This window comes from Longispora urticae (assembly GCF_053902585.1).
Map to the genome: position 1 here is coordinate 202,080 of NZ_JAQZSH010000035.1, position 19,379 is coordinate 221,458.

Sequence of the window (19,379 nt, forward strand, 5' to 3'; positions counted from 1 at the left end):
GCTGCGGACTCGGGCTCTGTGCGGGGCAGAGAGCAAGCCCGCCCGAACAGTGCCTCGGACGGGCCCGGCCCTGTGCCGCCCACGCCGCCGGAACGCCAAAAGGGAGGCACCCGCAACGGGTACCCCCCTCTGTGGCTTGCTCTGGGTCGTTACGCCTGGAAGTTGATCCGGCGGCGGCGCATCAGCACCAGCCCGCCGCCCACTCCGAGCAGCAGCACCCCGGCGCCGGCGATGCCAGCGGCGGCGGCACCGGTGACCGGCAGGGTCGGGGTCGCGGTGAGGTTCGCGACGGCCTCGGCCTTGACGTCGACCTTCTTGTCACCGGGCAGGATGACCTTCTGGGTCAAGTCCGCGCCGCGGGAGTTCACGAAGACCCGGGCCAGCTCGATGACGCCGGAGCCGGTGGCGGTGGCCTTGACGGTGCCCTCGGCGTCGCCGGTCAGCCAGAACTTGCCGCCGTCGGCGAGCTTGGTGATGGCCTTGCCGTCGGTGTCGACGACCTTGCCGCCGGTCGCGGAGAGCGCGACGTCGCCGACGGTGCTGGTCACGGCGTAGGGGCCGACCTTGTCGCCGACCTTGCCGTCCGCGCTGGGCGGGGTGATGGAGATGCCGAGCTTGGCCGGGGCCTTGACGCCGACGCCGAGCAGGTAGTCGTAGATCTTCTTGACCTGCGCGTACTCGGCCTCGGTGAACTTCCGCTTGTCGTGGTCAGCGGCGTTGCCGAGCAGCTTGAAGTTGTCGCTGTAGTGCCAGATGGCGGCCTGGGTCGCCGCGTACACGATGTACTCGTCGGCAGGCACGGCCAGCGTCTTGTTCTCGGCGGCGGCCTTGGCGGCGTCGCGCACCGAGGCGGCGCTCTTGCTCGGGTAGCTGTTGTGCAAGATCCAGTTGATCTTGAGCAGGTTCGCCTCGGAGATGTGCTTCGCGACGGACCAGTCGGCCTCGTTGTAGATCGGCTTCTCGGAGGCGCCCAGGCTGGTCTTGATGTCGATGCAGTAGACGAGCTTCTGCTCGCCCCCCTGCACCGGGGTGGTCAGGCCGATCAGGCCCACCGGGTGGTCCGCGGCCTTACCGTCGCTGATCGACCCGTTCAGGTAGTTGTTCGTGTACTTGCCGTCGTGCGAGACGGTGCCGATCTGGCCCTGTACCGGGTCAGCGGCGAGCGCCGGTGACGCGAGGCCAACGGTCGCCACACCGATGGCGACCATTGCGACGGCCGTGCGGAGTCTGGTGATGAGCACTGCGGATGGGTCCTTCCCGAGATCGGGTGACGCGACGCCGCATTATTGGCCCCGAACCGAGATCAACACATCCCCCTGCGAGGTGCAAATCCCAGGCCCGCCCCAGAACCGCCCAATTTGTCTACAGTGACACGCTGATCAATTTACCTACACCAGACGTCGATCTGCCGCCCAACGTGATAGCTCATACCGATTTGACATCTGGAGCTTCCGCAACACATTGGACACATGGGTCTCAACGGTCTTGATGGAGATGTAGAGCTCCTTGGCGATTTCCTTGTACGCGTAACCGCGCGCCAGCAGCCGCAACACCTCGCGCTCGCGGTTCGTCAGCTGGTCGAGTTCCGGGTCGGCCACCGGCGCCTCGGAGCGCGACGCGAACGCGTCCAGGACGAACCCGGCCAGCCGGGGGCTGAACACCGCGTCCCCGTCGGCGACCCGGCGGACCGCGTCGGCCAGCTCGTCCGGGGAGATCGTCTTGGTCACGTAGCCGCGGGCACCGGCCCGGATCAGGCCGATCACGTCCTCGGCGGCGTCGGAGACCGACAGCGCCAGGAACTTCACGTCGGGGCTCGCGCGCCGGACGGCCTCCAGCACGGCCCGGCCGCCCCCGTCGGGCATGTGCACGTCGAGGAGCACGACGTCCGGCTTCTCGGCGTTGATGGCGGCCACGGCGGCGGCCACCGTACCGGCCTCGCCGATCACGTTGACCCGCTTGCCCAGCTCGGCCCGCACCCCCGCGCGGAACATCGCGTGGTCGTCCACCAGAAACACCCTCAGCGCGTCCATGCCCTCATTCTCCTTCTTTGCGGCGGGTCACGGTCAACCGCACCTCTGTGCCATCGCCCGGCGTGCTGCGGATCTCCGCCCGCCCGCCGTGCCGTTCCATCCGTCCGATGATCGAACCCTTGACGCCGTGCCGGTCCTCGCCGACCCCCGCCATGTCGAACCCGATCCCCCGGTCGCGCACGAAGACGCTGAGTTCGGTGGGCTCCGCCTCGGCGTACACGGAGATGGTTTCCACGCCCGCGTGTTTGCCCGCGTTGACCATCGCCTCGCGGGCCGCCTGGACCAGAGCCCTGACCTGGTCGTCCACGGCGCAGTCCCCGACGACGACCAGGTCGACGCCGAGCGTGAAGCTGTCCTCGACCTCGGCGGCGGCGGCCTCCAGCGCGGCGGCGAACCGCTCGTCGGGCGAGCCGGACGGCTTGTACAGCCAGTTGCGCAGGGTCCGCTCCTGGCCCCGGGCGAGCCGGAGCACCATCTTCGGGTCCTCCGCGTGCCGCTGGACCAGCGCCAGGGTGTGCAGCACCTGGTCGTGCACGATCGCGGCGAACTCGGCCCGTTCGGTCTCCCGGATCCGACCCTCGCGCTCGTCGCGGAGCTGGACCCACATCCGCCACAGCAGCGGGCCGGACGCCAGGGCGAGGCCGGCGAGCGCGATCAGGGCGAACAGCGCGCCGTTGATCAGGGCCAGGACGCTGCCGCCCGGGATGATGTTGGTCAGCGCGATGACGCCGATGATGCCGACGATGACCAGCATGCCGCCGCCGACGAGCCGCAGGAGCAGCATCCGGCGGTCGTTGTGGGTGAGGAACCGGGCCAGCCACGGCATCGCCTGGCCGCCGCTGCTCCACTGCTGCCAGCGCTCGGGCTCGGCCTGGTGCCAGATGATGCCCGCGCCGACCAGGACCAGCGCGACCACCCAGCCGAGCAGCATCCGGACCCCGGCGGTGCCGCCCGGGTTCGCGATCAGCAGGATGCCGAGCGCGAGGGCGGTGAACGCGACCAGCTGGGCGCTGTCGCGGCCCTTCCGTTTCTGGATGCCGGCGGCGGGCTGGGAGGTGGGCAGCACGATCCAGAACAGCGCGTACAGCACGGCGCCGAGCCCCGAGAAGGTGAGCAGCACCATGAACACCGCGCGGACGGCGAGCGGGGGCACCCGGAGGTGGTCCGCGATGCCCGCGGCGACCCCGGCGAGCACCCGGCCCTCGGACCGGCGGCGCAGCTTGTTGGTGGCTGTCTCCATGCCGTTGATCGTCACACGCCCCGTCACCCGACGACCACCGGATCTTTCGTCGGCCGCAACCCTGAGGAAGTTCAGGGTCGACTCAGGGTGGCATCCCCGACGCGGAAACGTCCGGCAGCCGACAGTATCGACACCATGACCACTCCGTCCCATGTTCCGCCCCCGCCGGCGGACTTCCGCTCGCGGTACAGCAGGCCCAAGGAGGGCCGCAAGCTGGCCGGCGTGTGTGCCGCCCTGGGCAGGGCCACCAACACGGACCCGGTGCTGTGGCGGGTCGTGTTCGCCGTGTTCGCGCTGTTCGGCGGGGCGGGGCTCGTGGCGTACGCCGCCGGGTGGCTGTTCCTGTCCGAGGACGGCGACACCGCCTCCCCGATCGAGGCCCTGCTCGGCCGGGGGCAGTCCAGTACCCCGGCGTTCGTGACGATCCTGGTCGCGATCGGCTCGGTGATCGGGGCGATCGTGGTCGCGGACACGAACTTCGAGTTCGCCGCGATGCTCGCGCTGATCGTCGTCGGGGTGGTGCTGCTGGTGAACAAGCGGCCGAGCGGGGCTCCGACCGGGGTCCCGGGCGGCCCGCCCGCGTTCGGACCGCCCGCGACGCCGGCCCCCGTGGCCTACTACATGCCCGCACAGGCCACCCAGAACCCCGCGGGCCCGCCGGTGGCCCCGCCGGCCGGAAGCGTGCCGTTCGCCCCGCACGGGCCGTACCAGCCGGCTGGGAACGTACCCTTCGCGCCGCACGGCCCCTACCAGCCGGCATGGATCCCGCCCCAGGTGCCGCCCCGGCTCCCGAAGCCCCCGAAGCGGCCGAAGGAGAAGTCCATCCTCAGCCGGCTGACGCTGTTCGCGGTGCTGATCGGCCTCGGCGTCCTCGGCATCCTCGACGCGACCGGCTGGGGCGTTTCGGTCGCCTCGTACTTCGGCGTCGCGCTCGGCATCGTCGGCGCCGGCCTGGTGGTCGGCACGTTCCTCGGCCGTGGCTACAAGCTGATCGCCCTGGGTCTCGTGCTCGCGTTCGGGCTGGCCGTCTCGGCCTCGGCCACGGAGGTCCGCAAGTCCGTCGTCCGGGACGGCGGCCAGCGCACCTGGATCCCGCAGAGCGTGGGCGTGATCGACCCCGAGTACTCGATCCGGGTCGGCCTCGGCACCCTGGACCTGCGGGCCGTCGACTTCACCGACAGGACCGTCACCGTCGCGGTGAGCACCGAGGCCGGCGAGATGCGGGTCCTGCTGCCCTCGAAGGTCGACGTCGAGGTGCGCCCGAACGTGAGCAACGGCGAGGCGACGATCCTCGGTACCCACGTGGCCCCCGAGGGCCAGCAGTCGACGATCACCGACCTGGGGATCGACGGAGCGGGAGGCGGCAAGTTGATCATCAACCTGAACGTGAAGTTCGGCACCGCGCGGGTGACCCGGTGAAGCCGCACCGGCTCGACGCCGTGTCCCTCGTCTTCGGCGTGCTGTTCCTCGCCGGGACCGGTTGGTGGGTCCTCGCCCAGGTCGTGGACGTCTCCGGAGCGACCCTGGCCTGGGCCGGAGCGGCCGCGCTGGTCGGGATCGGGGTACTCGGGATCACCACGTCGATCTTGGGCGGCCGGCCCCGCCCGGAGGAGCGTCCCGACGAACCCGTCGATATCTGAGCCAGGTCGGCACCCGGGCCTGTTCCGACCGCCGCATATGCTGGCTGTTGGAACAGGCCCAGCCCGTCGAGAAGAGCCTCACACCATGACCCAATCCATCGTCACCGAGCTCGCGCTCGCCCCGGCCAGGATCAACGACCGGACCGCCCGCGCGCTCGCCGCCGAGTTCACCCGCCACCCCGGCCCCAAGTCGGGCCTCCTGGTCGGCGCCGAGGTCGGTTCGCCCCTCCTGGTCGCGGTGCTCGACGCGCTCGGCCCCGACGACACCCTCACGGTGCTCAGCGAGGACGCGTTCAGCGCCCCGGGCGTCGAGGTGATCGAGAAGTTGTCCCAGGCCAAGCCCGCCGACGTGGTCATCGTGGCCGGCCAGATCGTCGGCAGCGCCGATGACGCCCACGACACCCTGGCGGCGCTGCGGGCCCTGCTCACCCCCGGCGGCGTGCTGTCCCTGGCCGTGCCGGTCCTGCCGGGTACGGGCAGCCAGGCCAACGACGAGATCGCGCGCCAGGTCACCGCGTACGGGGTCGGCAGCGACCTCGTCCTGCGGTCCACCCCGCCGGTCCGCGTGCACCGGCTGCGGTTCACCCCGGGCAGCGTGGAGTCGGCGGCCGACCTGGCCCCGGCGTTCCGGACGAGCAGCGTCCCCCTCGCCGGGGGCATGAACATCGACTCCAACGGCGTGGCCGCGTTCGGCATCTGCGTCGGGCTGGCCACGGCCGCCAAGGTCGTCGCGCCCCGGACCAAGCTCTGGCTGCTCCCGGCCGCGCTGGCCCTGCCGGTCGCCGCGTTCTTCCGCGACCCCGAGCGCGACGTCCCCGAGGACCCGTCGGCCGTGGTCGCCGCGTCCGATGGCAAGGTGCTCTCCGTCGAGCGGCTCACCGACGACCGGTTCGGCGAGCAGGTCGAGTGGCTGCGGATCGCCGTGTTCCTCTCGGTGCTCGACGTGCACGTCAACCGCGCGCCGGTCGCCGGCCGGGTGGTCGACTCGTTCGTCGAGGACGGCGGGTTCGCCGCGGCGATGAAGCCCGAGGCCGAGCACAACGTCGCGGCGTACACGGTGCTGGACAGCACGCACGGCCGGGTCGTGGTCGCCCAGCGCACCGGGCTGATCGCCCGCCGGATCGTGCGCCGCGCGCCGGTCGGTTCGATGCTGGCCAGGGGCGAGCGGTACGGGCTGATCCGGTTCGGCTCCCGCACCGACGTCTACCTGCCCGTGGACGCGGCCGAGCCCCTGGTGGCCCCGGGCGACCGCGTGGTCGGCGGCTCCACGGTCATCGCCCGCTGGCTCTAGAGACCCCAAGCAAAAGGCCCCGCACCCTTGATGGGTACGGGGCCTTTGCGCGCGTTCTACAGGGCGGCTTCGCGGTGCCGGAGCCAGAGGACGGGGCCGCTGACCAGGTAGGCGCCGATCAGCACCATGAAGGTGATCTGGTAGTCGGCGAGGCCGCCGAGCACCGGCACCACCAGGAGCCAGCGCGGCAGGCGCAGCACCCGGGCCAGCTTCGCGTACGGGAACGTGGTGACCATCAGCAGCGCGATGACCGCGACCGCCACGGCGAGCCCCATGGTGGGCTTGATCAGCAGCACGGACAGCGCCAGGATCGTCGCCGCCATCGTGGTCGGGACGCCGCAGAAGAACCGGCCGTCCTTGGGCGAGACGTTGAACCGGGCCAGCCGGATCGCCGAGCAGACCGCGATCAGGGCGCAGGCCGGGCCCAGCAGCCAGACCGGCGCGACCGGCTGCAGCCAGCTGAACAGCACGACCGGCACCGCGAGCCCGAACGACGACATGTCCGCCATCGAGTCCATCTGGGCGCCGAACGGGCTGGCGACCCCGAACTTGCGGGCCAGCGCGCCGTCGAGCCCGTCGAACGTGACGCACGCCAGGATGCAGGCGGCGGCCCACGGCACGTGCCCCTGCATGCTCAGGAACACCGCGAACATCCCCCACATGATGCTGGAGATGGTGCAGGCGTTGACCAGGCCGAACTTGATCCGCCGGTCGAGGGTGCGCTCGCCGGGGAGGAGCGGGATGGAGATCGGACCGGCCAGCGGCTCGTCCAGCGCGGGCGACTGCGCGGCCGGGTTGCGCGGGACCACGAGGTCCCGGCGGTCCAGGCTCGCGAGGTCGTCCGGGACGACGTCCGCGGATCCGGTGGTGGTCAGCAGGTCTCCGCCGTCGCGACGACGACGGCCAACCAGGGCCGTGCGGACGAGCACGCTGCGCGCAAGCGTGCCACTGCGGCGCATCGCGCCGGTCCAACGACGGCCAGCGGGTCGTGGTGTGTCACCACTGCGCCGCCAGGGTGCTCTCGGCACTCCAGTCCCTCCAAATGGCCGGATCGGGTGTCTCCGCCACCTCGGCGGCCGTCAAGCCAATGCGTTAAACGATGGCATATGGATGCCACCCTTGGCGACGCCCGCTCGCACAAACTTTCCCTCGATTACGGGCAAAACTACCAAATAGGGATGAAGCGACACTACTGTGAGTGTCGGCATATGGACGCTTCGCTATCAATATTACTAGCGGTAGTCGATGACCACGGCCGGTGAGAGGTAGATCAACTTAACAGTCGCGCGCGGGTGAGAGCCTCGAAAGTGGGCCTGTTCAGGCGAAGCGTCGCAGCCTCCGCCGGAGTGAACCAGCCAGCAGCAGCCGTCGATCCGCCGACCTCCCCCACGACCGGGTCGGTGGGGGTGTCAATAATCACCCGGTACGTGACGCGCACCCCATGCCAGTCCATTGCGCGCCCTTCTGGGCCCCATGCGGCTGGATTGTGCATGTTCGACACGGTAAGGAGCTGTGTGATCCGCCCTGTCTGGCCGGTCTCCTCCCGCAGCTCCCGGAGCACGCCGTCCGCCGAGTCCTCGCCGAAGTCGGTGCCCCCGCCCGGCAGGTGCCAGGTGCCCGCGCCCGGGTAGTTCTCGGCGATCAGGGTCAGCAGGATCCGGCCGGCCGGGTCGGTGACCACGCCGTACGCGCTGAAGCGCTGGCCGCGGTCCGGGTTCGGCTCCTCCGGCGTGCTGACCGGCGGGTTCGGGTGCCGCAGCTCCGGCAGGCCCGTCACGCCCAGGGCGGTCCGGACCCGCTCGAACAGGGGCAGGCCCTCGATCTGCGCCTCGGACAGCCACTCCACCCGGTGCGAACTGCCGTCCACCTCGGGGGTCAGCAGGCCGCCGACGACCCGGACGTCGTAGACGATCTGGTCCTGGTGCCGGCGGACCCCCAGGTGCGGGATGTCGTTCACCTCCACGGAGACCGAGTGCAGGCCGGTGACCTTCACGACGAGGCCGGTCTCCTCCAGGAACTCCCGGACCACCGCGACCGCCGGGTCCTCCCCGTGGTCGAGGCCGCCGCCGGGCAGATTCCAGCTGCCGGAGCTCGCGGAGGCCGGGGACGCCTGGACGAGCAGAACCCGTCCGGACTCGTCCCGGCACACCCCGTACGCTGCGATCCGACGTTCCTGGCTCAAGGTCATGTACTGACCTTAGCCAGCGCCTCCTCCGTCACCTCCGTCAGCGGGAGCCCGGCGAGTTCCGCCCGGGTGAACCAGCGCGCCTCACAGGTGGAGCCCACGGTGTCGTACACCCGTGGAGGTCGGGGGTTGTCGACGGCGACCCGGTAGAAGGCCCGCACGCCGTGCCAGTCGATCGGGTACCCCTCGGGGCCGACCTGGGCCGTGTCCCGGTGGCTCGCGACCCCCAGCAGGGCCAGCAGCCGGCCGCGCTGGCCCGTCTCCTCGGACAGCTCCCGCATCAGCGCCGCGTCGGGCTGCTCCCCGAAGTCGATCCCCCCGCCGGGCAGGTGCCAGCGCCCCGCTCCCGGGTAGCCCGCCGAGACCCGGGTCAGCAGGACCCGGTCGGCGGGGTCGGTCGCCACCGCGTACGCGGCGAAGCGCTGCGCCCGGGGGCGGCCGTCCGGCCCGGGGACCAGCAGGAACGACGGCAGCTCCGGCGGGTCGTCCGGGCGCAGGTCACCCGTGCCCGGCAGCCCGAGCGCCGTCGCCGTGAACGGGCGCAGGGCCAGCTGCTCGGCCTCGTGCGGCGGCACCCAGCGGGCCAGGTCCGTACTCCCCGACAGCACGTCGCGCAGGCCGCCGCCGGTGACCTTGACCGTGTAGAGCAGGCGGTCGGTGTGCAGGGCCAGGCCGCGGTGCGGGAGGGCGCGCAGGTCGGAGAGCACGTCGCGCAGCTCGGTGACCACGACGGCGAGGCCCGTCTCCTCGTCCGTCTCGCGGATCACGGCGGCCTCGGGGTGCTCGCCGTGGTCGACCCCTCCGCCCGGCAACGACCACGAGCCCGGGTTGGCGGCGGTGGCCGAGGCCCGGACCAGCAGGATGTTGCCGGCTGAATCGGAACATATGCCGTACGCGGCGATGCGGCGCAGCGGCTCTAGCGCGGGGGTCATGAATCACAAGTGTGACGAGGGTCCACGCTTCAAGGTCAAGAGTTTGCCGGACATATGACAGTGATTGCCCGGTTCTGTTTGGACGGTGTACGGGGCGCGTTCACGTCCGGTGGCCCCGGGTACGACCTTCGGGTGACCCCGGGCTCAGGGGCGGCTCAGGGGTACGGTCAGGGCGGTCACCGATGTCGACGGGGGTCTTTGTCGGTCACGCTGTAGACATGACTGAGCACACCGCCATCAAGCAGCTTCGCCGCTCCCGCTCCGACCGGAAGATCTCGGGCGTCTGCGGCGGTACCGCCAGGTACTTCGACTTCGACCCCACCCTCGTCCGGGTCCTCTTCATCGTCTCCGTGTTCTTCACCGGCGGCTGGTCGCTCCTCGCGTACGTCGCCGCGTGGCTGATCATGCCGGAGGAGGGGCACCCGGGGGCACCCGGTGGACCGGGGGCTCCCGGTTGGGCTCCGGCCGGGGCCACGTGGACGCCCAGTGCCGGGTACCCGGCGGCCGGCGGCTACACCCCGCCGACCTACGCGACGCAGCCCGCGCCGTTCACCGTGGTCCCGCCGCCCGCCGAGCCGTTCGTCGCACCGGTCGACCCGGTCGTACCGGCCGCCCCGGCCGCTGCGGCTCCGGCCGTCGCTCCGGTGGCGCCTTCGATCCCGGAGACGGTGATCGAGGAGCCCTACGAGGAGCCGGCGGACGAGGCCCCGGCCAAGCCGACCCCGGTCTCCTCGACGGAGCCGGTCCCGGCCGCCACCGACAGCGTCGGGGGCGACAGCGCTCCGGAGCCGACCGAGATCCTCCGGGCCCAGCCCGGGTCGACGACCGTGCTGCCCGGTGAGACAACCGTGCTGCCCGCCGACTCGACGGACACGTCCGTTACCGAGACGACGTTCGTGCCGGCGGACACCGAGACCACGGTCATCCCGGCCGCGACGACGGTGATCCCCGTCAGCTCCGACACCACGGCGCTGCCGGCCGACACGCGGGACGAGACCACGGTTCTGCCCGGTGACGCGGATCCGGCCACGACGGTTCTGCCCGCCGCCAAGGATGACGGTACGAAGAAGTTGCCGGCCGAGCCGGAGAAGTAGCAACCGCTCACGCTGATCGCCGTTCCGGATGTCCGGGGCGGCGATCAGCGTTCAGGTGGGGCGGTCCGTGGCGGTTCGTTGGAAGAGAGAAGAGCCTTTGACTCTCTTCCAACGAACCGCCACGGACCTGTACTGGTCGTTGTGGAGTGCCGTGCCGTGGGGCTGTCGGGTGGCGTACCCGGATGGGGGTTGGGTGGAAAGATGCGGGACCCGCCACGGCGTCCATGCAAGCGTGGCGGGTCCCGCAGACTTCTTAGTTTACTCCCGATTTCGGCTGGTAGCGCCGGTGCGCTACTCCCACTCGATGGTGCCCGGGGGCTTGCTCGTGACGTCGAGGGTGACCCGGTTGATCTCCGCGACCTCGTTGGTGATCCGGGTCGAGATCCTGGCGATCAGGTCGTAGGGCAGGCGGGACCAGTCGGCGGTCATCGCGTCCTCGGACGAGACGGGGCGCAGGACCACCGGGTGGCCGTAGGTGCGGCCGTCGCCCTGGACGCCCACGGAGCGGACGTCGGCGAGGAGGACCACCGGGAACTGCCAGACGTCGCGGTCGAGGCCGGAGGCGGTGAGCTCCTCGCGGGCGATCAGGTCGGCCTGGCGCAGGATGTCGATCCGCTCCCGGTCGACGGCGCCGATGATCCGGATCGCGAGACCGGGGCCCGGGAACGGGTGCCGCCAGATCATCTCCGGGGGCAGGCCCAGTTCGAGGCCGATCGTGCGGACCTCGTCCTTGAACAGGGTGCGCAGCGGCTCGACCAGGGAGAACTTCAGGTCCTCCGGCAGGCCGCCGACGTTGTGGTGGGACTTGATGTTGGCGGTACCGGTGCCGCCGCCCGACTCGACCACGTCCGGGTACAGCGTGCCCTGGACCAGGTACTCGACACCCTCGGCGGCGAGGTCGCGGGCCGCGGCCTCGAAGCACCGGATGAACTCCCGGCCGATGATCTTGCGCTTCTCCTCGGGGTCGGTGACCCCGGCGAGCGCGCCCAGGAACTGGTCCTGCGCGTTGAAGACCCGGAGCTTGATGCCGGTGGCGGCCACGTAGTCGGTCTCGACCTGGGCGGCCTCGCCGGCGCGCAGCAGGCCGTGGTCGACGAACACGCAGGTCAGCTGGTCGCCGACGGCCTTGTGTACCAGGGCGGCGGCCACGGCGGAGTCCACGCCGCCGGACAGGGCGCAGAGCACCTGCTTGTCGCCCACCTGGGCGCGGATCGCGGCGACCTGCTCCTCGATGACGTTCGCGGAGGTCCACTCGGGGGTGAGGCCGGCGATGTCGTACAGGAAGTGCTCCAGCACCGTCTGGCCGTGCGCGGAGTGCTTGACCTCCGGGTGGTACTGCACCCCGGCGAACCGGCGCGACACGTCCTCGAAGGCGGCCACGGGGGCGCCCTCCGAGGTGGCCGTGACCGTGAAGCCGGCGGGCGCCTCGGAGACGCTGTCCCCGTGGCTCATCCACACCGACAGGTCGGTCGGCAGGTCGGCGAGCAGGACACCGGGGGTCACGACGGACACCGGGGTGCCGCCGAACTCCCGGAGGCCGGTACGGGCCACCGTGCCGCCGAGCGCGCGGGCCATCGCCTGGAATCCGTAGCAGATGCCGAAGACCGGCACGCCGGCTTCGAACAACGCGTCGGAGACCTGCGGGGCGCCGGGCTCGTAGACGGACGAGGGGCCACCGGACAGGATGATCGCGGCCGGGTTCTTCGCGAGCATCTCGGCCACGGGCATCGAGGACGGGACGATCTCGGAGTACACCCGGGCCTCGCGGACGCGGCGGGCGATCAACTGGGCGTACTGCGCCCCAAAATCAACAACGAGGACGGGCTGCTGCATGTCAAGAGCCTAGTCATCCCCTTCCGGGGCCCCGGCGGCGATCCCCCGCAGTGTGAGCTGGACGAGCTGGTCGATCTCCGCCGGGTCCGGCATCGGCTGGTGCGCCAGGGCCCGGTTGACCGTGACCCCGTTGAACAGTTCCATGACGAGCTTGGCGTTGACCCCGGGCCGGACCTGGCCGCGCGCCCCGGCCCGGTCGAGCAGCGTCTGGGCCATCGAGATCCGGGCGTCCATCCCCGTGACGAGCAGGGCGGCGACCTTCGGGTTGCGGGCGGCCTCCATGGCCACGGTCCGGATCCAGGCGGCGCCCTGCTCGGTGGAGAACATGGTGACGGCGGAGGTGTAGACCGTGCGCAGGTCGGTGGCGATGTGCCCGGTGTCGGGCAGGGGTACCCGGTAGTCGATCAGGCTCGCGAACGCCTCCAGGACCAGCTCGTCCTTGCTGGCCCAGCGGCGGTACAGGGTCGCCTTGGCCACGCCGGCCCGTTTGGCGACCTCGTCGACGGTCGTGCCCTCGAAGCCGACCTCGAAGAGGAGTTCGGCGGCGGCGCGGCGGACGCGTTCGGCGACCTCGGGGTCGCGGGGGCGGCCGCGGGGAGCCGTGGCCGGGTCCCCCGCGTCGGGGGCCTCGCGCTTGCTCACTTGACCTCCACGAGCTCCGGTTCCTCAGCGACGGCCGCGTGCGCCGGCAGCCAGACGGCGGCCACGAGCGCACCGACCACGCACAGCGCCACCGAGACCCACGCGACCACGTGCAGCCCCTCGACGAAGGCCTGGAAGGCGGTACCCGTCAGCTGTCCGCCCGCCTGCGGGGGCATGCCCGGCGCGGCCGCGACCTGCATCGCGCCCTGCACATTGTCCTTCGCCGTGTCCTGGGCCTGCGCGGGCAGGCCGGCGACGGCGTCGACCATCCTATGCCGGTACACCGAGTTGATGATCGAGCCGAGCACCGCGACGCCGAGCGCGCCGCCGATCTGGCGCACCGCGTCGTTGACGGCCGAGCCCACGCCGGCCTTCTCGATCGGCAGCGAACCCATGACCGCCTCGGTGGCCGGGGCCATCGCGAACGACATCCCGAAGCCCATGATCAGGACGGCGGTGAGTACCCGGCCGTACCCGGAGTCGACCTGGGTGCCGGCGATCACCCAGAAGGACGCCGCGAGCAGGACCAGCCCGAACACGACCGGGATCTTCTCGCCGACCTTCTGGGCGATGGCCATCGCGAGCGGGGCCCCGAACACCAGGCCGGCGGCGATCGGCATGATCCGCAGGCCGGCCTCCAGGGCGTCGTACCCCATGACGGTCTGGAGGTGGATCGAGAGGAAGAACGCCGAGCCCATCAGGACGAAGAACACGAGCGTGACGGCGATGGCGGGTACGGAGAACCGCCGGTTCGCGAAGAACCGCATGTCGAGCATCGGGTACGGGTGCCGCAGCTCCCATACCGCGAACGCCACCAGCGTCACGGCCGCCACCCCGAAGCCGACCACGACCTTGGTGGCCCCCCAGCCGGCGCCCGGGGCCTCGATGATGGCCCACACGAGCGCGACGAGGCCGATGACGCTGAGCAGCCCGCCGACCAGGTCGAGCTTCGGGGCGTGCGCGTCGCGGGACTCCGGGACGATGAGCAGCGCGCCCACGATGCCGGCCACGACGACGAACACGTTGATGTAGAACACGCTGGACCAGTCGAAATGGTCGAGCAGGTACCCGCCGAGGGCCGGCCCGGCGGCGATCCCGATCCCGGAGACCCCGGCCCAGATCCCGATCGCGGACTTGCGCTCCTTCTGGTTGGTGAAGGAGTTCGTGAGGATCGACAGGGTGCTCGGCATGATCAGGGCCGCGCCGACGCCCATAACGGCGCGGGCGGCGATCAGCTGCTCGGGGCTCTCGCACAGCGCCGCCCACAGCGAGGACGCGCCGAAGATGACGAGGCCGATCAGCAACGCCTTCCGCCGCCCGTACTTGTCCCCCCACGCGCCCGCGAGCAGCAGCAGCCCGGCGAAGGCGAGGGTGTAGGAGTCCACGATCCACTGGAGCTGGCCGGCGGTGGCGTCGAGTTCGCGCTGGAGGGTGGCGAGCGCGACGTTCAGGACGGTGTTGTCCAGGCCGATGATGAGCAGCGAGACGCAGAGGACGCCGAGGGTGGCCCAGCGTCGGCGGTGGATGACGGCAGTGTCCATCGGAGCCTCTTTCCGATACCGAGGGGTCTAGTAATAGAAACTAGACCCGGCGGTATCGGAATGGGGAGGGGGTATGGCGGATGTCACCCGGGACTGCGGGTGGCCCCTGTGGGAGGCTGCCGCTCCGGGCCTGCGGCGTCGCCGCTCCGGGCCCGCGGGAGGCTCAGGGACGCACGGTCAGCCGCAGCACCGCCGGCGCGTGCTCCGGCACCACCGGACTCTCCGGCGACACCGGCCCGACCTGCTCGTACGCGCTGCCCAGTGCCGGGCGCGGGTCGGGCTCGCCGTAGTTCGGCCAGAAGGACAGGGCCCGTTCCGCCTGCGCCGTGATCGTCAGGGACGGGTTCACGCCCAGGTTCGCGCTCACCGCCGCGCCGTCGACGATGTGCAGCCCGGGGTAGCCGTACACCCGGTGGTAGGGGTCGATCACGCCCGTCTCCGGCGAGTCCCCGATCGCGCAGCCACCCAGGATGTGCGCGGTCAGCGGGATGTTGAACAGGTCGTTCCAGGTGCCGCCGGCCACGCCGCCCATCTTCTCGGCGAGCCGGCGGACCGCCTCGTTGCCGGCCGGGATCCACGACGGGTTGGGCTCGCCGTGCCCCTGCCGGGAGGTGAGCTTGCGGCGGCCGTACCAGGTGCGCTTCAGGCTCACGGTCAGCGAGTTGTCCCGGGTCTGCATGACGAGCGCGATGATCGTCCGCTCGGACCACTTGCGGATCGACAGCGCGCGCAGGGTCTTCGGCTCTCGGAACAGGGTGGCGATCCCGACCAGCCAGCGCGGCCAGCGCGAGCCGCCGTCGGTGAGCACGGTCTGGAGCAGGCCCATCGCGTTGGAGCCCTTGCCGTAGCGCACCGGCTCGATGTGGGTGTCGGCGTCCGGGTGGAACGAGCTGGTGATCGCCACCCCGTCGGTGTAGTCGGCGCCCTTGGCGAACGACCGCGCGCCGATGATGGACTCGGAATTCGTCCTGGTCAGGTAGCCGAGCCGGTCGGACAGCCGGGGCAGTTCGCGCGCCTTGAACCGGTGCAGCAGCCGCTGGGTGCCGAGCGCCCCGGCCGCGAAGACGACCTGGTCGGCGGTGAAGGCCTTCTTCCGGTACCCGCCGGTGCGTCGGGTCCGCACCTCGTAGCCGCCGTTGTGCGGGCGCACCGAGGTGACCGTCGTCAGCGCGTGCACCTGCGCACCGGCCTGCTCCGCGAGGAAGAGGTAGTTCTTGACCAGCGTGTTCTTCGCGTTGTACCGGCAGCCCGTCATGCACGCCCCGCACTCCCGGCACGGCTGGCGCTCGGGGCCGACCCCGCCGAAGAAGGGGTCCACGCCGGGCTCGCCGAAGTACACGCCGACCGGGGTCTGGTGGAACGTGTCCCCGACCCCCATGTCGTCGGCCACCGCCTTGATCATGAGGTCGGCGCTGGTCATCCGGTCGTACGTGACCACGCCCAGCATCCGCTTCGCCTGGTCGTAGTACGGGGCCAGCTCGGCCTTCCAGTCCGTGATGTGCGCCCACTGCCGGTCGGCGAAGAACGCGGGCAGCGGCTCGTACAGCGTGTTCGCGTACACCAGGCTGCCGCCGCCGACGCCCGCGCCGGACAGGATCAGCGCGTCGCGGAGCAGGTTGATCCGCTGGATGCCGAAGAAGCGCACCTTCGGGGCCCAGAGGAAGCTGCTCAGCCGCCAGGAGGTCTTGGGGAACTCGTCGTCGGCGAACCTTCGCCCGGCCTCCAGGACCGCGACGCGGTAGCCCTTCTCGACGAGCCGGAGCGCGGAGACGCTGCCCCCGAACCCGGAGCCGATCACGATGACATCGAAGTCCGCCATGCCTCGGGATGCTACTCGCGGGTAGCTTTCCGGGGAAGGGGGTGGCGCGCACGACCGGTGCGCGGAATCGCGGGGTCCGGCTCGGCGGCGCGGTAGGCCGACCAGACCGTGCCTCCGAGCGGGCGTCTCCGGACCGTGCCTCCGAGCCGGCGCCTCCGGGCCGTGCCTCCGAGCGGGCGTCTCCGGGCCGCACCAGGAACGCGAGAGGCCCGACCAGCAGCACGCCGGTCGGGCCCCACACGATCGCGAACTAGATGTCGAGGCTCAGCTCGACCTTCTGGAACTCCTTCAGGTCGCGGTAGCCGCACTTGGCCATCGCGCGCTTCAGGCCGCCGAACAGGTTCAGCGCACCGCTCGGGTCGTCCGACGGGCCGTAGAGCAGCTCCTCCAGCGAACCGAGCGGCTCGTCCCCGGGCACGTACATGCCCCGGGCCAGCTTCGGGTGGCTCGCCGAGGAGTGCCACCACGCGCCGCCGGCCGGCGAGTCCTCCGCGAGCGCGAGCGGCTGGCCGAGCATCACGGCGTCCGCGCCGCAGGCCAGGGCGCGCGCGATGTCACCCGAGGTGGAGATGTCGCCGTCGGCGATCAGGTGGACGTAGCGCCCGCCCGTCTCGTCGAGGTAGTCCCGCCGGGCGGCCGCCGCGTCCGCGATCGCCGAGGCCATCGGGACCCGGATGCCGAGCACCTGGTCGGTGGTGGAGAAGTCGTCCGCGCCGATCCCGATGATCACGCCGGCCGCGCCGGTACGCATCAGGTGCAGTGCGGTCTGGTAGTTGGTGCAGCCGCCGACGATCACCGGCAGGTCGAGGTCCGCGATGAACTCCTTGAGGTTCAGCGGCTCGTCCGTGGTCGACACGTGCTCGGCGGACACCAGGGTGCCCTGGATGACCAGCAGGTCCACGCCCGCGTCGAGGATGACCGGCGCGAGGGCCAGGGTGTGCTGCGGGGACACCCGGACGGCCACCGTGCCGCCGCCGAGCCGCATCTCGCGGACCCGCTCGGCGATCAGCTCGGGCTTGATCGGCTCGGCGTAGATCTCCTGGAGCCGCGCGGTCGCGGGCTGGTCGAGGTCGGCGAGCTCGGCCAGGAGCTTCGACGGGTCCTCGTACCGGCACCACAGGCCCTCGGCGTTCAGCACGCCCAGCCCGCCCAGCCGACCGAGGGCGACCGCCGAGGCGGGGCTCATCGTGGCATCGGTGGGGTGGGCCACGCAGGGGATCTCGAACCGGTAGGCGTCGAGCTGCCAGGCCGTGGAGACGTCGTCGACATCCCGGGTTCGGCGGCTCGGCACGATCGCGACATCCGACAGGTGATATCCCCGCCGGGCGACCTTGCCCAGCCCGATCTCGACGACGTCTCGCACGGCGCGCTCCTTAACGGGAGTGGTAGTTGGGTGCCTCGACGGTCATCTGGATGTCGTGCGGGTGGCTCTCCTTGAGGCCAGCCGACGTGATCCGGATGAGCTTGCCCCGCCGCTGTAGCTCACTGATGCTATCGGCACCGCAGTAGAACAGCGCCTGCCCCAGGCCACCCACCAACTGGTGGGCGACGGCGGAGAGCGGGCCGCGGTACGGAACCTGGCCCTCGATGCCCTCCGGGACCAGCCTGTCCTCGGAGACGTCCTGCTGGAAGTACCGGTCCTTGGAGTACGACCGGCGGTCGCCCCGGGACTGCATGGCCCCGAGGGAACCCATGCCCCGGTACGACTTGAACTGCTTGCCGTTGATGAAGATCAGCTCGCCCGGGGACTCCTCGCAGCCCGCCAGCAGCGAACCGAGCATCACGGTGTCCGCGCCCGCGACGATGGCCTTGGCGATGTCGCCCGAGTACTGCATCCCGCCGTCGCCGATCACCGGCACGCCGAGCGGGCGGCACGCGCGGGCCGCGTCCATGATGGCCGTGACCTGGGGGGCGCCGACGCCGGCGACCACCCGCGTCGTACAGATCGAGCCCGGGCCCACGCCGACCTTGACCGCGTCCGCGCCGGCCTCGGCGATGGCCAGGGCACCGGCGTAGGTGGCGATGTTGCCGCCGACGACGTCGACCGACGTCTCCTTCTTCAGCAGCTTGATCATGTCGAGGAGGTGCCGGCTGTGCCCGTGCGCCACGTCGACCATGATCACGTCCACGCCGGCGTCGACCAGGGCGCGCGCCCGCTTGTACCCGTCCTCGCCGACCCCGACGGCCGCCGCGACCCGCAGCCGGCCCGCGTCGTCCTTGGTGGCGTTCGGGAACTGCTCGCTCTTCGTGAAGTCCTTGACCGTGATCAGCCCGCGCAACTTGCCCGTGCCGTCGACCAACGGGAGCTTCTCGATCTTGTGCTGCCGCAGCAAGGCGAGCGCGTCGTCCTTGGAGACCCCGACCGGGGCCGTGACCAGGGGCATCTTCGTCATGATCTCGCGGACCGGGGTCGCGCCGTCGGTGACGAAGCGCATGTCACGGTTGGTCACGATGCCGACCAGCGTGCCGTCGGCGTCGATCACCGGGACGCCCGAGATCCGGAACTTCGCGCACAACGCGTCGACGTCGCGGAGGGTGTCGTTCGGCTGACAGGTCACCGGGTTCGTGATCATGCCGGACTCGGACCGCTTCACCAGGTCCACCTGGGTCGCCTGGTCCTCGACGGAGAGGTTGCGGTGCAGGACCCCGATGCCGCCGTTGCGCGCCATCGCGATGGCCATCCGGGCCTCGGTCACCGTGTCCATGGCACTGGAGACCAACGGGATCTCGAGAGTGATGTTCTTGGTGAGCCGGGTCGTGGTCCGCGTGGACCCCGGTTCGATGTCGGCTTCGGCGGGCAGGAGAAGCACGTCGTCGAAGGTCAGACCCAGTGGCAGGGTGTTCATGGCGGTGTCCGATTCCAGATGCTGCGGCATACGCAATCCTACCCAGCGGGAAACTCGCACCTCGGCGGCACCCTCTGTGATCTGGACCCCGGTCTCGCGGGCCGTGACCAGGGCCGGAACCTGCGGGCGTCACCCGAGCCCGACTCAGGCCGGCGACGGGCCCACCACCGCTCCCGGCACGGGGCGCCTACCGCGCTGGCAGGCGTCGGCCACCGCACCCGGCACGGGTCGACCCGCCGCGCTGGCGGGAGTTGGACGCCCGGGTCGGTCACCGGGCCCCCGGACG

At 71.2% G+C, this 19,379-nt stretch carries 16 protein-coding genes; 4 read left to right on the forward strand and 12 right to left on the reverse strand.

Annotated features, from left to right (window positions below):
* Nucleotides 1–149 precede the first annotated feature (149 nt).
* The 3 genes from PT931_RS23445 to PT931_RS23455 all read right to left on the reverse strand — a co-directional run bounded on the left by PT931_RS23445 (nt 150) and on the right by PT931_RS23455 (nt 3,270).
* A complete protein-coding gene (locus tag PT931_RS23445) occupies nt 150–1,241 on the reverse strand; it encodes a thioester domain-containing protein (RefSeq protein ID WP_456247897.1) in 1,092 nt (363 codons plus the stop codon).
* Between the two features lie 147 nt (nt 1,242–1,388).
* Nucleotides 1,389–2,030 carry a response regulator transcription factor gene (locus PT931_RS23450; protein WP_363729370.1) on the reverse strand — a complete coding sequence of 214 codons (642 nt, stop codon included), beginning with the start codon at nt 2,028–2,030 and terminating at the stop codon, nt 1,389–1,391.
* Nucleotides 2,031–2,034: 4 nt separating this feature from the next.
* Nucleotides 2,035–3,270, reverse strand: coding sequence for an ATP-binding protein (locus PT931_RS23455; RefSeq protein WP_456247898.1), 1,236 nt, complete (start codon nt 3,268–3,270; stop codon nt 2,035–2,037).
* A 135-nt stretch (nt 3,271–3,405) separates the two neighbouring features.
* Between PT931_RS23455 and PT931_RS23460 the strand changes: the two genes are divergently transcribed.
* From PT931_RS23460 to PT931_RS23470, 3 genes are all read left to right on the forward strand, one after another.
* Nucleotides 3,406–4,689 carry a PspC domain-containing protein gene (locus tag PT931_RS23460; protein WP_456247899.1) on the forward strand — a complete coding sequence of 428 codons (1,284 nt, stop codon included), beginning with the start codon at nt 3,406–3,408 and terminating at the stop codon, nt 4,687–4,689.
* Nucleotides 4,686–4,910 (forward strand): hypothetical protein, encoded by a 225-nt coding sequence (locus PT931_RS23465; protein ID WP_456247900.1) that lies wholly within the window; start codon nt 4,686–4,688, stop codon nt 4,908–4,910. Before PT931_RS23460 ends, PT931_RS23465 begins: the two co-directional genes overlap by 4 nt.
* 85 nt (nt 4,911–4,995) lie before the next feature.
* Nucleotides 4,996–6,201, forward strand: coding sequence for a phosphatidylserine decarboxylase (locus PT931_RS23470; RefSeq protein ID WP_456247901.1), 1,206 nt, complete (start codon nt 4,996–4,998; stop codon nt 6,199–6,201).
* Between the two features lie 56 nt (nt 6,202–6,257).
* Here PT931_RS23470 and PT931_RS23475 read toward each other — a convergent pair whose 3' ends face one another.
* The 3 genes from PT931_RS23475 to PT931_RS23485 all read right to left on the reverse strand — a co-directional run bounded on the left by PT931_RS23475 (nt 6,258) and on the right by PT931_RS23485 (nt 9,318).
* Nucleotides 6,258–7,160, reverse strand: coding sequence for a CDP-alcohol phosphatidyltransferase family protein (locus tag PT931_RS23475; RefSeq protein WP_456247902.1), 903 nt, complete (start codon nt 7,158–7,160; stop codon nt 6,258–6,260).
* A 311-nt stretch (nt 7,161–7,471) separates the two neighbouring features.
* Nucleotides 7,472–8,389, reverse strand: a complete 918-nt coding sequence (locus PT931_RS23480) for an NUDIX domain-containing protein (RefSeq protein ID WP_456247903.1) — start codon at nt 8,387–8,389, stop codon at nt 7,472–7,474.
* Nucleotides 8,386–9,318 carry an NUDIX domain-containing protein gene (locus tag PT931_RS23485; protein ID WP_456247904.1) on the reverse strand — a complete coding sequence of 311 codons (933 nt, stop codon included), beginning with the start codon at nt 9,316–9,318 and terminating at the stop codon, nt 8,386–8,388. The genes PT931_RS23480 and PT931_RS23485 overlap by 4 nt, the downstream gene beginning before the upstream one ends.
* Before the next feature lie 218 nt (nt 9,319–9,536).
* Between PT931_RS23485 and PT931_RS23490 the strand changes: the two genes are divergently transcribed.
* The gene (locus PT931_RS23490) at nt 9,537–10,412 is read left to right on the forward strand and encodes a PspC domain-containing protein (RefSeq protein WP_456247905.1); all 876 of its coding nucleotides are present in this window, start codon (nt 9,537–9,539) and stop codon (nt 10,410–10,412) included.
* A 291-nt stretch (nt 10,413–10,703) separates the two neighbouring features.
* Here PT931_RS23490 and guaA read toward each other — a convergent pair whose 3' ends face one another.
* The 6 genes from guaA to guaB form a co-directional block, all read right to left on the reverse strand.
* Nucleotides 10,704–12,245: a glutamine-hydrolyzing GMP synthase gene (guaA, locus tag PT931_RS23495; RefSeq protein WP_456247906.1), complete on the reverse strand. Its 1,542-nt coding sequence runs from the start codon at nt 12,243–12,245 to the stop codon at nt 10,704–10,706.
* Between the two features lie 9 nt (nt 12,246–12,254).
* Nucleotides 12,255–12,887, reverse strand: a complete 633-nt coding sequence (locus PT931_RS23500; protein WP_456247907.1) for a TetR/AcrR family transcriptional regulator — start codon at nt 12,885–12,887, stop codon at nt 12,255–12,257.
* Nucleotides 12,884–14,428 carry a DHA2 family efflux MFS transporter permease subunit gene (locus tag PT931_RS23505; RefSeq protein WP_456247908.1) on the reverse strand — a complete coding sequence of 515 codons (1,545 nt, stop codon included), beginning with the start codon at nt 14,426–14,428 and terminating at the stop codon, nt 12,884–12,886. The genes PT931_RS23500 and PT931_RS23505 overlap by 4 nt, the downstream gene beginning before the upstream one ends.
* Before the next feature lie 163 nt (nt 14,429–14,591).
* A complete protein-coding gene (locus tag PT931_RS23510) occupies nt 14,592–16,247 on the reverse strand; it encodes a GMC oxidoreductase (RefSeq protein WP_456247909.1) in 1,656 nt (551 codons plus the stop codon).
* A gap of 250 nt (nt 16,248–16,497) precedes the next feature.
* Nucleotides 16,498–17,610, reverse strand: a complete 1,113-nt coding sequence (locus PT931_RS23515) for a GuaB3 family IMP dehydrogenase-related protein (protein WP_363729389.1) — start codon at nt 17,608–17,610, stop codon at nt 16,498–16,500.
* A gap of 10 nt (nt 17,611–17,620) precedes the next feature.
* Complete coding sequence (gene guaB / locus PT931_RS23520; RefSeq protein WP_456247910.1) at nt 17,621–19,123, reverse strand: IMP dehydrogenase; 1,503 nt, start codon at nt 19,121–19,123, stop codon at nt 17,621–17,623.
* Nucleotides 19,124–19,379 lie beyond the last annotated feature (256 nt).

Bases quoted from the DNA above. Each gene is read 5' to 3' on its own strand.
- PT931_RS23450 (WP_363729370.1), bottom strand. From the start codon at position 2,030: ATGGACGCGCTGAGGGTGTTTCTGGTGGACGACCACGCGATGTTCCGC.
- PT931_RS23455 (WP_456247898.1), bottom strand. From the start codon at position 3,270: ATGGAGACAGCCACCAACAAGCTGCGCCGCCGGTCCGAGGGCCGGGTG.
- PT931_RS23460 (WP_456247899.1), top strand. From the start codon at position 3,406: ATGACCACTCCGTCCCATGTTCCGCCCCCGCCGGCGGACTTCCGCTCG.
- PT931_RS23470 (WP_456247901.1), top strand. From the start codon at position 4,996: ATGACCCAATCCATCGTCACCGAGCTCGCGCTCGCCCCGGCCAGGATC.
- PT931_RS23475 (WP_456247902.1), bottom strand. From the start codon at position 7,160: ATGCGCCGCAGTGGCACGCTTGCGCGCAGCGTGCTCGTCCGCACGGCC.
- PT931_RS23480 (WP_456247903.1), bottom strand. From the start codon at position 8,389: ATGACCTTGAGCCAGGAACGTCGGATCGCAGCGTACGGGGTGTGCCGG.
- PT931_RS23485 (WP_456247904.1), bottom strand. From the start codon at position 9,318: ATGACCCCCGCGCTAGAGCCGCTGCGCCGCATCGCCGCGTACGGCATA.
- PT931_RS23490 (WP_456247905.1), top strand. From the start codon at position 9,537: ATGACTGAGCACACCGCCATCAAGCAGCTTCGCCGCTCCCGCTCCGAC.
- guaA (WP_456247906.1), bottom strand. From the start codon at position 12,245: ATGCAGCAGCCCGTCCTCGTTGTTGATTTTGGGGCGCAGTACGCCCAG.
- PT931_RS23505 (WP_456247908.1), bottom strand. From the start codon at position 14,428: ATGGACACTGCCGTCATCCACCGCCGACGCTGGGCCACCCTCGGCGTC.
- PT931_RS23510 (WP_456247909.1), bottom strand. From the start codon at position 16,247: ATGGCGGACTTCGATGTCATCGTGATCGGCTCCGGGTTCGGGGGCAGC.
- guaB (WP_456247910.1), bottom strand. From the start codon at position 19,123: ATGCCGCAGCATCTGGAATCGGACACCGCCATGAACACCCTGCCACTG.